Source organism: Sulfitobacter sp. M368 (genome assembly GCF_025141875.1).
GTDB classification, from domain to species: Bacteria; Pseudomonadota; Alphaproteobacteria; order Rhodobacterales; family Rhodobacteraceae; genus Sulfitobacter; species Sulfitobacter mediterraneus_A.
Genome location: NZ_CP081114.1, coordinates 38,451 through 50,727, shown reverse-complemented (window position 1 = coordinate 50,727; position 12,277 = coordinate 38,451). Strand labels below are relative to the sequence as shown.

Below are 12,277 nucleotides of genomic sequence, written 5' to 3'. Positions count from 1 at the left end.
TTTGGGTAACAGAGTCGCACCTCCGGGGAGGGATGTGCGTAAATCTGCAATGGGAGGACAACATGCAGACCACAAGGTTGCTGCCATGACAGCGATGACACCAGAAGCGGCGGTGCATCACGTCATTACAACAGATCCGGTTTTTGAAGTTGGGCTGGCAGAGGTGCGCGGCGTCACGTTCCGCGCGTTCAAGAACATTCCCGGCACTGTGCCTGCGTTGATGGCGGCAGGGCATGCGCGGCATGGCGATGGCGCCTGGGACTATCTGGCCTATTGCGATGAGACCCTTACCTATGACCAGTTCTGCGCCGCCGTGCATCGGCAGGCGGATGCGCTGATCCAGCAATTGGGCGTGAAGCAGGGCGACCGGGTGGCCATTGCCATGCGCAATTATCCCGAGCTGTTGATCATGACTTTGGCGATCTCCTCCATCGGGGCGGTGGTCGTGTTTGTGAACGCATGGTGGACCACCGAGGAGCTGGATTACGCCCTGCGCGACAGTGCAGCCAAGGTGATCTTTGCCGATGGCCCGCGGCTTGAGCGGATGTTGCCATTGCAAAAAGAACTGGGGCTGACACTGGTTGGCGTGCGCGACGGTGAAGGCAAGGGCGATCACAGTTTTGCCGATCTGGACGCCGCTGCCACAACCAGCGCCGCGCCACAGGTTGCCATTGATACGGACGACGATTTTGCCGTGATGTATTCCTCCGGCACAACCGGCCATCCCAAGGGCGTGGTGCAAACCCACCGCAGCGCGGTGAACGCGGTCTTTAGTTGGCTGATGCAGTCGGTTGTGGCGCCGCTGATAGACCCGCCCGCGCCAGATGCACCTCCGCCGCCGCGCCCTTCGGCACTGGTGGTGACGCCGCTATTTCATGTGACCGCCACGCATCCGCTGTTTTTGCTGAGCCTGCCTGCGGGGGCCAAGATCACGATGATGCACAAATGGGATGCGGCCGAGGCCGTGCGCCTGATCCGCGACAATGATATCACCCGCTTTCTCGGGGTGCCCACGCAATCGGCCGAACTGATGATCGCCGCGCGCGAAATGGGCGAGGCCCTGCCAACGCTGGATTATATCGGATCGGGCGGGGCCAAACGGCCCGCTGCGCAGGTCTCCCAACTGGTCGAAGCTTTTCCAAACGCAGGCGTGGCAACCGGATGGGGCATGACCGAGACCAATGCCTTGGGCATCGGCATGATCGGGGATGACTACGCCGCCCGCCCCGAGAGCGCCGGCAAGTTGCATCCCCCCGTACAAGAGCTGCGGTTTCTGGATGATGACGGAAATGATGTGCCTGTCGGCCAGATGGGTGAGATCACCGTCAAGAGCCCGGCCAACATGCGCTGTTACCTGAACAAACCAGAGGCCACCGCCGAGGTGCTTCAGGACGGCTGGCTGCGCACCGGTGATCTGGGCACGATTGACGCCGATGGCTATGTCACCATTCACGACCGCAAGAAAAATATCATCATCCGGGGGGGCGAAAACATTGCCTGTCTGGATGTCGAGGGCGCTCTGCACCGCCATCCCGACGTGTTGGAGGCGGCCGCGTTTTCCGTGCCTGATGACCGTTTGGGAGAGACCGTGGGCGCCGCTGTGCAACTGCGCAATGGTGCCAGCCTGTCCCATGCGGATATGGCAGCGTTTCTGGACGGGCATCTCTCCAAATTTAAGATACCCACGCATCTTTGGGCACAGCGCGACGTGCTGACCCGTGGTGCGACCGACAAAATTGACCGGCGCGCGATCCGTGCGGCCTGTCTGGACAACCAAGAGGCCAAGATATGATGACCCCGACCGAAGAGCAAATCGGCAGCTATATCGCCGCATCCGGCAAAGCGGCGTGGGAGGTTCCGGGCCTGCCCGCCGATACCCCCCTGCGCCCGATCAAGACCGTTGGCATCATCGGCGCCGGCACCATGGGCGGCGGCATCGCGATGAACTTTGCCACCGCCGGTTTTCAGGTCAGGATTGTTGAAACCACGCAAGAGGCGCTGGACCGCGGCCTTGCGGTGGTGCGCGGCAATTATCAGCGCAGTTCCGACAAGGGCCGCTTTCCCCTGGACGAGGTCGAGGCGCGGATGGCGCGGTTTGACGGGCGTCTGGCGATTGCCGATCTGGCCGATTGCGACCTGATCATCGAAGCGGTGTTTGAAAACATGGAGCTGAAGCGCAAGATCTTTACCGAACTGGACGCGGTGATGAAGCCCGGTGCGATCCTGGCCACCAACACCTCGGCGTTGGACATCAATGAGATTGCCAGCATGACCAAGCGCCCCGAAGACGTGATCGGGCTGCACTTTTTCTCCCCCGCAAATGTGATGAAGCTGCTGGAGATTGTCCGCGCCAGACACACCGCCGATGATGTGGTTGCCACCTGTATGGCGCTGGCCAAAGACATCAACAAGATTGCCACGCTGGTCGGGGTCTGCCCCGGATTTGTCGGCAACCGGATTTTGTTCGCCCGCCAAATTCAGGCCAACAAATTGGTTTATCAGGGCGTGATGCCATGGGATGTGGATGCGGCGCTGAACCAGTTCGGTTTCAAGATGGGGCCGTTCCAGATGTCTGATCTGGCTGGACTGGATATCGGGTGGTCCAAGGGGGCCAAGACCGACAATCCGATCCGCGACGCCCTGTGCGAGCTGGACCGGCGCGGGCAAAAGACCAAGGCGGGCTTTTATGACTATGACGAAAACCGCCGGCCGATCCCTTCGGATGTGACGGCGGGCATCATCCGCGACATCACCGGCGCGGAGCCGTCCAAGATGAGCGCCGATGAAATCATCGAGATCTGCATCTACCCGATGATCAACGAGGCGGTGAAAATCCTTGAGGAGAACAAGGCGCAGCGGCCCTCTGATGTAGATGTGGTCTGGCTCAACGGCTATGGCTGGCCCGCCGACAAGGGCGGCCCAATGTTTTATGGCGATATGGTCGGCGCACAGGCGGTGCTGGACCGGATGGAAACGCTGGGTGCCGAAGATGCCGCATTTGCACCGGCGGACAGCCTGCGCAAACTGGCCGCAGAGGGCGGCAAATTCACTGAAATATACACTGGGGGGCTCAAGGTATGAGTTACGAATTCATCAAGACCGAGAAACAGGGGCATATTCTGATTGTCACTATGAACCGCCCCGATGTCTACAACGCGGTGCATGTGGATATGCACAACGAGATGGCCGATTGCTGGGACGCTTTTGCCGCAGATCAGGATCTCTGGGTTGCGGTTCTGACTGGCGCGGGGGACAAGGCGTTTTCTGCGGGCAACGATCTTAAGGCCACGGCGGCGGGCGGCTCCAAGAAAGAGATGACACCATCAGGCTTTGCCGGCCTGTCCGCGCGTTTCGATCTGGAAAAACCGATCATCGCGGCCGTCAACGGTTTTGCCATGGGCGGCGGCTTTGAAACCGCGCTGAGCTGCGACATTATTCTGGCCTCCGAGAATGCCAAGTTTGCCTTGCCTGAAGTGAAGGTCGGCTTTTTCGCCGCCGCCTCCGGTGTGCAGCGCCTGTCGCGCTATATCGGCCGTTTGGCCGCGCAGGAGTTGATGTACACCGGCCGGACCATCAGCGCGGCGGAAGCCCTCGAATTGGGCTGCGTCAACGCGGTGCATCCCCATGACGAGCTGATGGAAAAAGCCATGGAAAAAGCCGAACAGCTTTGCTCTGTCTCGCCCTCTGCGGTCAAGGCGACGAAACGGGTGCTCAACGATATGTACGCCCGCGACGGCATGCAGCAAAGCATCGGTTATTCCCGCGAAGTGATCGCCGATCTGTCCAAAACCGAAGATTTCAAAGAAGGCGTGAACGCCTTTGTCGAGAAACGCGCACCCCAATGGGTGAACAAGTAAACCACGCCAAGGAGGCACAATATGTCCGATAGCAATTCGCCACTCAGCCTGAACAATCTGGAAATGTCTGACAAGGCCAAGCCACTGCTGAACGCCGTGATCAAACACATCCGCGAAAACGTCGATCCGATTTCCGAAGAGTTCCACCGCCTTGCCGACAGCAACGAAAACCGCTGGTCCTATCACCCCCGCCAGACCGAGCTGATGGAAGGGGCCAAGCAAAAGGCCCGTGAAAGCGGTCTTTGGAACTTTTTCCTGCCCAATGCCGAAACCGGAGAAGGCCTGTCCAACCTCGACTACGCCTATATCGCCGCCGAGTTGGGTAAAAACCCGCTGGCATCCGAGACACTCAATTGTTCCGCGCCGGACACCGGCAATATGGAAGTGCTGGAACGGGTCGGCACCCAGCAACAGAAAGACACCTGGCTCAAGCCCCTGCTGGCCGGTGAAATCCGCTCTGCCTTTGCGATGACAGAGCCGGACGTGGCCTCTTCGGATGCCAAGAACATCTCGACCTCCGCTGTGCTGGAAAACGGCGAATGGGTGATCAACGGTGAGAAATATTACATCTCCGGCGCCGGTGATCCGCGCTGCAAGATCATGATCGTGATGGTCAAAACCTCCCCCGATGCCGAAGCGTTCCGCCAGCAAAGCCAGATCCTTGTGCCGATGGACACCCCTGGCGTCGAGATCCTTGGCCCGATGCATGTCTTTGGCCATGACGACGCGCCGCACGGGCATATGCACATCAAGTTCACCAATGTGCGCGTGCCTGAGGAAAACATGCTTTGGGGCGAAGGGCGCGGCTTTGAAATCAGCCAGGTCCGCCTTGGACCGGGCCGTATCCACCACTGCATGCGCTCCATCGGGCAGGCCGAAAAGGCGCTGGATCTGATGATCGAACGCGGGCTGAGCCGTGTGGCCTTTGGCAAAAAGATCGTCGATCTGGGCAAGAACATGGAAACCATTTCCCGCGCCAAGATCGAGATTGAATCGATGCGTCTGCTCGTGCTGAAAGCCGCCAAGGCGATGGATGTGCTGGGCAACAAGGAGGCCCGCATCTGGGTGTCGATGATCAAGGCAAAGGTGCCAGAGCAAGTTTGCGATATCATTGATCAGGCGATGCAGGTGCATGGTGCCACCGGCATCAGCCAATGGTCGCCCCTGTCCGGCATGTATGCCCAGCAGCGAACCCTGCGTTATGCGGACGGCCCCGATGAGGTGCACCACCATGTAATCGCCCGCCATGAGGTGAAAACCTACCAGGACAGCAATTCGCGCCAGACCGCCGCCAAGGCCCATACCGAGGCACGCGGTTCTGCGGGGTTCATGGGATGAGCGATCTGTTTGATCTGACGGGAAAGGTCGCGCTGCTTACCGGCGCGTCCAAAGGCATGGGGCTGGCAATGGCCACCGCCCTTGCCGATCACGGCGCAACCGTGGTGATCTCGGCCCGCAAGCAAGAACAGCTGGACGAAGCGGCGGCGGGCATCAATGCCCGCGGCAAGGGCAAGGCGATCGCAGTGGCCTGCAACGTCGGCTACAAGGATCAGCTTCAGGCGCTGGTTGATCAAACCCGCGAAGAGGCGGGCAAGATCGACGTGGTCATCGGCAACGCCGGGGTGAACCCCTATTACGGCAAGACATCGGAAATTCCCGATGACGCTTATGACAAGACCATGAATGCCAACGTCAAATCCAACCTCTGGCTGGCCCAGATGGTCGCGCCCGACATGGTCGAAAAGGGCGGGGGATCCATGGCGTTCACCTCTTCCATCGGGGCGTTCAAGCCTTCGGTTATGCTGGGCACTTATGGCATGTCGAAACTGGCGCTGATCGGTCTGTGCCGGAACTTGGCGGCAGAGTTCGGGCCCAAGGGTCTGCGCTTTAACGCGATTTGCCCCGGCCTTGTGAAAACCGAATTCGCCCGCGAGTTGTGGGACAATCCAGAGGTCGAAAAGCGTATCAAGGATGAAATACCCCTGCGCCGTCTGGGCGAACCGGAAGATTTTGCCGGGCTTGCGGTATTTCTTGCCTCCGATGCCAGCAAATACATGACCGGTCAGGCGCTGACGGTCTGTGGCGGCTCTAACATGTGGACCTGAGATCATGGATGTAAAAGACAAAATCTGTGTTGTGACCGGCGCGGCCAGCGGCATTGGCCGGGCGCTCTGTGTGGCGTTCAAAGATGCGGGCGCGGCGGAGGTGGTCTGTGTGGACCGCAACGGCGACGGTGCGGCAGAGACCGCAGAAATGGTGGGCGGCGCGGCCTATACCGTGGATGTGGCCCGCGAGGATCAGATCAAGGATATGATCGACAGCGTAGAGCGGGACATTGGCCCGATTGATCTGTTCTGGTCAAACGCCGGTATCGCCGTGGGCGGCGGGATGGACACCCCCAATGACGAATGGCAGCGGGTCTGGGACGTCAACGTGATGTCGCATGTCTGGGCCGCGCGGCATCTGGTGCCGTTGATGGCGGCGCGCGGCGGGGGTTATCTGCTGAACACCGCATCGGCGGCAGGTCTGCTCAACCAGATCGGATCGGCCTCTTACGGTGTGACCAAACACGCCGCTGTTGGCCTTGCCGAATGGATCGCGATGACCCATGGCGACCAAGGTATCAAGGTGTCCGTGCTCTGCCCCCAAGCGGTGCGCACCGAAATGACCCGCGGCCACGAGGACCACGTCGCGGCGATCAACGGCATGATGGAGCCCGAGCCGGTGGCGCAGATCTGTTTGCAGGCGATCAAGGACGAGACATTCCTGATCCTGCCGCATCCAGAAGTGCGCGAGTACATGAAGAACAAGACCGACGATTACGACCGCTGGATCGGCGGCATGCGCAAGCTGAACCGCAAATTTGGCGGCATGGACATGTAACAGACAGAAGAGTTGGCCGGGCCAAACCGACCAACCACAAAAGAAAGGAACCGCCGATGATCGGCTATGTAACCCTCGGCGTGAACGACATGAGCCGCGCCAAAGCATTTTACGGTGATCTGCTTGCGGACAAAGGCGCAAAGGTCGTGATGGATCAGGGCCGCCTTGCCTTTGTCAGCGCCGGGCGCGGCCAGCCAATGCTGGCAATCTGCGAGCCCTACGACAAAAACGATCCCGCCCCCGGCAATGGCACCATGGTGGCCCTGACGGCAGACAGCAAAGAACAGGTCGATCAGCTGCACCAAAAGGCGCTGGATCTCGGCGCGACCTGCGACGGGGCACCCGGCCAACGCATCCCCGACCGGTTCTATGGGGCTTACGTGCGTGACCCGGACGGCAACAAGCTGTGCTTTTTTGTCTTTGGCTGATCTCCAGCCCCATATCGGCCCGCATGTGACGCTCGATAACCCTGCCTTTGTGCATGGCACTGCGCAGCTATACGGCAAGGTCACCATCGGGCCGGGCGCATCTGTCTGGCCCTATGTGGTGACCCGCGCCGAAATGCACGAGATCATCATCGGCGCGCGGAGCAATATTCAGGACCACGTGATGATCCATGTCGGCACGGCATCCGGCACAATTGTGGGGCAGGATTGTTCGATCACCCACCGCGCGGTTTTGCATGGTTGCGAGATTGGCGACCGGGTGTTGATCGGCATTGGCGCGACGATCATGGACGGGGCCAAGATCGGCAGCAATTGCATTGTTGCGGGTCATTCCATCGTCACCGAAGGGTCGGTATTTCCCGACAATTCCATCATCGCAGGCAGCCCGGCAAAGCGGATCAAAACCCGCGACAACAGCGCGGCAAATCTGATGAACGCCAGGTTCTATCATCTGAACGCGCTGAACTATGCCAAGGGGATTGATCGTTTGTCGCCTGAGGATCTCAAAGCCCTGCAATCCTGAGGCCAGACGTAGAAAAAGGCGTCAGGAGCTTGGACCGAGGTCCGCACCAAGCAGCCGAAACTACCATCCTGACGCCTTCCTAAACAGAGCTTCCCGAAGGTCCCCCTATTCAAATGCTCGGGCTCTATGAGCCGTTGCAAGCGGGATCAATCCTTGCGGATCGTCCCCCCAACCAGCAGCTGTCAAAGACCGCTACCGGACACGCGATGGCTTTTTCACCGACTTCCCGAACCGCTCAAAAGACCGTTTCGTTTCGCCCAGCGTTCCGTTGCTATCAACACGGGGTTCGGTTTGGTTTGACCCTCTCCTTGCCCGCTCCAACCTCGAAAGACCCTCGCGTCCCGCTTGGGGTCTTGCGACCCTTCGCGTTAACTAAAGACTGGCACCCAACCCCTGAGTCGCGCAAACAAAAAATCACGCAATTGCGCAATTTCTTGGGGATAACCTATTGGAATAACTTGTGTATTTCCTGTGGGGAAGTGGGTTTTGATCCCTGATCCCAAAGGCTTGGCACCTTGGGGATAACTTTGCCAATTATGTGCGTTTTACGGGTCGCATCAGGCCTTCTTGGGCCACGCTGGCCACCAATTGCCCGTTCTGGCTATAGATTGCGCCACGATTAAACCCTCGTGCGCCGCCTGTCCATGGGGCATCGAGATCATAAAGATGCCAGTCGGAAAATTCGATCGGCGCATGAAACCACATAGCGTGATCCAGGCTTGCGGTCATCACATTGCCCTTGAACCAGGTCAGCCCATGCGGGCGCAGGGAGGATCCCAAAAGGTTCATGTCAGAGGCATAGGCCAGCAGGCAGTGTTGCATCTGCGGTGACTGCCCCTTGGCCGCCTCCATCCGAAACCAAAGCTGGTTCACGTCGCTTTCCACCTCGGGGTCGAACATATCACGCGGTGCCACCTCGCGCAGTTCAATCGGACGCTCGCGCAGGAACTCTTCGCGGTATTTCTCCGGGATACGGTCCACATAGGCTTCGCGGGTTTCGGCCCGTGACGGCCAATCCTCGGGCTTGCCAACCTCGCGCATCGGGTGCTGATAATCCCAACCGTCCTCTTGCACATGAAACGAGGCCGAGAGGTTGAAAATCTGTTTGCCATGCTGGATCGCCACAACACGGCGTGTGGTGAAGCTGCCGCCATCGCGGGCGCGGTCCACCTGATAGATCACCGGAATGCTCGGATCGCCGGGGCGGATGAAATAGGCGTGCAAGGAATGGCACAGCCGGTCCTCCACCGTGCGATAGGCCGCCATCAGGGCCTGCGCGATCACCTGCCCGCCAAAGATCCGCGTGGTGGTTTCACCGCCCGATCCAAGTCCGCGAAACATATCCACCTCAAGCTGTTCGATGTCCAAAAGCTCAAGCAGTTTGTCGGCAACGGATGTCATGGGCTGGCCTCAGGCGTTGGCCCGTGCGTTGGCATAGGCGATAAAGAAATCAAAGCTGTCCGGATTGGCCATGGAATCGCGATTGACAACCATGTCCGGATCACCGCCAAGCAACAGCTTTTTGACCGGAACCTCAAGCTTTTTACCCGACAGGGTGCGCGGCACCTCTTTGACCTCGACAATCTCGTTGGGCACAAACCGCGCCGAGACCTGCGCCCGGATCGCCGCGTTGATCTTGTCTCTGAGCGCATCATCCACCGCACCGCCCTGCGCCGGCACCACAAACAGCGGCATAAAGCTGTCCTTGCCCAGAAATTCCAGATCGACCACCAGTGAATCCAGCACCTCGTCCAGCCCTTCAACCGCCTGATAAATCTCGGCGCTGCCAAGGCGCAGGCCCTTGCGGTTGATCGTGGCGTCCGAGCGGCCATAGATCACACTGGCCCCGCCTTCATCAATGGAAATCCAGTCCCCGTGCCGCCAGACACCGGGATAGGTGTCGAAATAGCTTTCGAACAGGCGGCTGCCGTCCTCGTCCCCCCAAAAATACAGCGGCATGGAGGGCAAAGGTTCGGTGCAAACCAGCTCGCCCACCTCGCCGACCAGTTCGTTGCCGAGCGGATCGAACGCCCGCACCGCATTGCCAAGGGCGCGGCATTGCATTTCACCTGCCCTGACCGGCATGCCCGGATGGCCCACCACAAAAGCCCCCGCCAGATCGGTGCCGCCTGACAGCGGCGCAAGCCAAACGTCGGATTTCACATCGCTGTAGATCCAGTCATAAGTATCGCTCGACAGCGGCGATCCGGTTGAGCCAAGCGAGCGCAGCGCGGTCAGGTCAACCGCCTCACGCGGGATCAAAGCGGCCTTCATACATGTGCTGAAATAGGCCGCCCCCGCCCCGAAAAACGTCAAGCCCTCATCGGCGACAAAGCGCCAGATCACTCCCATATCGGGATGGTTCGGTGCCCCGTCAAACAGCGCCACACGCGCCCCCTGCCCCAGCGCCATCCACTGCGAATTCCACATGATCCAGCCCGACGACGTCAGCCAGCAGTAGCGGTCCTTGGGCGAGATATCCTTGTGCAGGGACTGCTTTGCCGCCTCCAGGATCACTCCGCCATGGCCATGCACAATCGGCTTGGGGTTGCCCGTGGTGCCGGAGGAATAGACAATCCATAGCGGATGATCAAAGGCCACATGGGTGCTGGCATATGCGCCGGTGCCATGGATCAAATCATCCCATGCCACATGGCCGCCCGGAAGATCCCCCGCCACGGCAACGGTCACAAAATGATCCACCGACGGCAGCGCCGCATTGATCTGCGCCAGAACATCGCGGCGGTCCGTCATCTTGCCCGCATGCATATAACCGTCCTGCGCGATCAGAACCTTGGGTTCGATCTGGGTAAACCGGTCCAGGATCGCAACATGGCCCATATCCGGCGCACAAAGTGACCAGACCGCGCCAAGGCTTGCCGTCGCGAGAAAGGCAATCAGCGCTACCTCGGTATTGGGCAGGATGGCAACAACACGGTCGCCCTTTTCCACGCCCATACCGCGCAGATGATCGGCGACAGAGGCAACCTGATCGCGCAATGCGCCCCAAGTCAGTTCACTGCGCCCAAAGGTTTCCGACTGCACAACCAGCGCAATCTCATCGGGCCGTTCATCGGCATGTTTGAGGATTTGATCGGCATAGTTCAGCCGTGCACCGGGGCACCATTCTGCGCCCGGCATCTGCCGTTTGGCGATAAAGGTCTCGGGCTCTTGACTGGCGCGCACGTCAAAGAAATCCCAGATCGCGGACCAGAACCCGTCAAGATCCTCAATGCTCCAACGCCACATGGCGTTGTAGTCCTCAAACGTCAGGCCGCGGTTGTCCTGCACCCAGCGTTCAAACTGCGCCATGGTCGAGGCCGCTGCACGTTCCGGGCTTGGGGTCCAAAGGGTCTTGGCGGTCACATCAATGCTCCATGTACCAACGCCTTAAGCTGCGGACGGGCGGGATAGGAACTGCTGGGCGACAACTGGGTAAAGAACACCACGCTCAATTCCTCCACTGGGTCTATCCAGAAAAAGGTCGAGGCCATGCCGCCCCAGCTGAAATCGCCCACCGATCCGGGGCTGCGGGCGCGGCCCGGCTCCAGCACCACCGCACCCCCAATGCCAAAGCCCATGCCCTCCATCGGCTGCTCGGCAAAGCTTTGCGGGCCCATGGAGGCGATATCCCCCGGCAAATGGTTGCGCATCATGAAGGCCAGCGTTTTGGGCGACAAAAGCCCCCGCCCGCCTGTGCGCAACATCTCGGCAAATTTCATATAGTCGTCAATCGTGCCAACCAGACCGCCACCGCCCGAATGCATGGAGGCGCTGAGGAATGGCGATTTATCCGCATGATCTACTTGCCGCAGCGGATCGCCACCCGTCTTGGCCGCGTTCAGCGCAAAACTGTCACCGGCCAATGGCGTATACAGCGCGGCAAACCTCTCCACTGCATGAGGCGGCACGGAAAAGCGGGTTTCGTGCATGCCCAAAGGTTCGAGAATTTCCTCTGTCAGGAACTGATCCAGCGTTTTGCCCGACACCACTTCGATCACCCGGCCCAGCACATCAATGCCCACCGAATATTCCCAGCGGCTGCCCGGACGGAACGCCAGCGGCAGCGCGGCGACGCGGTCGGTCATCGCGGCCAGCGATCCCTGATCAGGCTTGAACAACAGATCCTCGGCGTCCATCGCCCGCGCCAGAATGCCGGGGTTGAACGGATAGCTGAGGCCCGACGTATGGGTCGCCAATTGATGCAGGGTCGGCGGGGCGCAGGGTTCGGTCTGCGATATATCCGCCGCATCCGGTATCAGGCAGCGCATGTCGGCAAAGGCGGGGATGAACTCTGACACTGGCGCATCAAGGTGAAACAATCCCCGCTCCGCCAGCATCATCAGCGCCACCGAGGTGACCGGCTTGGTCATCGAATAGATCCGCGCCACGGTGTCGCGCTCAAACGGCAGGCCTGCCGCCATGTCGCGCATCCCGCAGCTGTGGAAATATTGTTCCGCGCCGCCCTTTGCGATCAAGACCGAACAGCCCGCGAAACGGTTCCTGTCCAGATATGACTGCATCCACGCCCCGATCCGGGTCAGCCTGCCTGCGTCAAATCTGCTCAT

The 12,277-nt window shown here is 59.9% G+C and carries 11 protein-coding genes; 8 read left to right on the top strand and 3 right to left on the bottom strand.

Features of this window, described 5'->3' with window-relative positions:
- The first annotated feature begins 85 nt into the window (after nucleotides 1-85).
- Genes K3754_RS19285 through K3754_RS19250 form a run of 8 tightly spaced genes read left to right on the top strand, consistent with a single transcriptional unit; the run spans nucleotide 86 to nucleotide 7,709 of the window.
- Nucleotides 86-1,792 (top strand): class I adenylate-forming enzyme family protein, encoded by a 1,707-nt coding sequence (locus K3754_RS19285; RefSeq protein WP_259943474.1) that lies wholly within the window; start codon nucleotides 86-88, stop codon nucleotides 1,790-1,792.
- Complete coding sequence (locus tag K3754_RS19280) at nucleotides 1,789-3,081, top strand: 3-hydroxyacyl-CoA dehydrogenase (RefSeq protein WP_259943472.1); 1,293 nt, start codon at nucleotides 1,789-1,791, stop codon at nucleotides 3,079-3,081. Before K3754_RS19285 ends, K3754_RS19280 begins: the two co-directional genes overlap by 4 nt.
- The gene (locus K3754_RS19275) at nucleotides 3,078-3,857 is read left to right on the top strand and encodes an enoyl-CoA hydratase-related protein (protein WP_203212351.1); all 780 of its coding nucleotides are present in this window, start codon (nucleotides 3,078-3,080) and stop codon (nucleotides 3,855-3,857) included. The genes K3754_RS19280 and K3754_RS19275 overlap by 4 nt, the downstream gene beginning before the upstream one ends.
- A 21-nt stretch (nucleotides 3,858-3,878) precedes the next feature.
- A complete protein-coding gene (locus K3754_RS19270; RefSeq protein WP_231024408.1) occupies nucleotides 3,879-5,195 on the top strand; it encodes an acyl-CoA dehydrogenase family protein in 1,317 nt (438 codons plus the stop codon).
- A complete protein-coding gene (locus K3754_RS19265) occupies nucleotides 5,192-5,962 on the top strand; it encodes an SDR family NAD(P)-dependent oxidoreductase (RefSeq protein WP_259943467.1) in 771 nt (256 codons plus the stop codon). Before K3754_RS19270 ends, K3754_RS19265 begins: the two co-directional genes overlap by 4 nt.
- 4 nt (nucleotides 5,963-5,966) lie before the next feature.
- Nucleotides 5,967-6,740 (top strand): SDR family oxidoreductase, encoded by a 774-nt coding sequence (locus tag K3754_RS19260; protein WP_259943465.1) that lies wholly within the window; start codon nucleotides 5,967-5,969, stop codon nucleotides 6,738-6,740.
- Nucleotides 6,741-6,796: 56 nt separating this feature from the next.
- Entirely contained in the window at nucleotides 6,797-7,168 is a 372-nt protein-coding gene (locus K3754_RS19255; protein WP_259943462.1) for a VOC family protein, read from the top strand.
- The gene (locus K3754_RS19250) at nucleotides 7,161-7,709 is read left to right on the top strand and encodes a gamma carbonic anhydrase family protein (protein ID WP_259943459.1); all 549 of its coding nucleotides are present in this window, start codon (nucleotides 7,161-7,163) and stop codon (nucleotides 7,707-7,709) included. Before K3754_RS19255 ends, K3754_RS19250 begins: the two co-directional genes overlap by 8 nt.
- Nucleotides 7,710-8,243: 534 nt before the next feature.
- Here K3754_RS19250 and K3754_RS19245 read toward each other — a convergent pair.
- From K3754_RS19245 to K3754_RS19235, 3 genes are read right to left on the bottom strand one after another with little or no spacing between them, the layout of a single operon-like run.
- Nucleotides 8,244-9,110: an acyl-CoA thioesterase II gene (locus K3754_RS19245; RefSeq protein WP_259943457.1), complete on the bottom strand. Its 867-nt coding sequence runs from the start codon at nucleotides 9,108-9,110 to the stop codon at nucleotides 8,244-8,246.
- 9 nt (nucleotides 9,111-9,119) lie between these two features.
- Entirely contained in the window at nucleotides 9,120-11,075 is a 1,956-nt protein-coding gene (locus tag K3754_RS19240; RefSeq protein ID WP_259943455.1) for an acetoacetate--CoA ligase, read from the bottom strand.
- Entirely contained in the window at nucleotides 11,072-12,277 is a 1,206-nt protein-coding gene (locus K3754_RS19235; protein WP_231024407.1) for a serine hydrolase, read from the bottom strand. The genes K3754_RS19240 and K3754_RS19235 overlap by 4 nt, the downstream gene beginning before the upstream one ends.

Bases quoted from the DNA above. Each gene is read 5' to 3' on its own strand.
- K3754_RS19285 (WP_259943474.1), top strand. From the start codon at position 86: ATGACAGCGATGACACCAGAAGCGGCGGTGCATCACGTCATTACAACA.
- K3754_RS19280 (WP_259943472.1), top strand. From the start codon at position 1,789: ATGATGACCCCGACCGAAGAGCAAATCGGCAGCTATATCGCCGCATCC.
- K3754_RS19275 (WP_203212351.1), top strand. From the start codon at position 3,078: ATGAGTTACGAATTCATCAAGACCGAGAAACAGGGGCATATTCTGATT.
- K3754_RS19270 (WP_231024408.1), top strand. From the start codon at position 3,879: ATGTCCGATAGCAATTCGCCACTCAGCCTGAACAATCTGGAAATGTCT.
- K3754_RS19265 (WP_259943467.1), top strand. From the start codon at position 5,192: ATGAGCGATCTGTTTGATCTGACGGGAAAGGTCGCGCTGCTTACCGGC.
- K3754_RS19260 (WP_259943465.1), top strand. From the start codon at position 5,967: ATGGATGTAAAAGACAAAATCTGTGTTGTGACCGGCGCGGCCAGCGGC.
- K3754_RS19255 (WP_259943462.1), top strand. From the start codon at position 6,797: ATGATCGGCTATGTAACCCTCGGCGTGAACGACATGAGCCGCGCCAAA.
- K3754_RS19245 (WP_259943457.1), bottom strand. From the start codon at position 9,110: ATGACATCCGTTGCCGACAAACTGCTTGAGCTTTTGGACATCGAACAG.
- K3754_RS19235 (WP_231024407.1), bottom strand. From the start codon at position 12,277: ATGAGCAGATTTGACGCAGGCAGGCTGACCCGGATCGGGGCGTGGATG.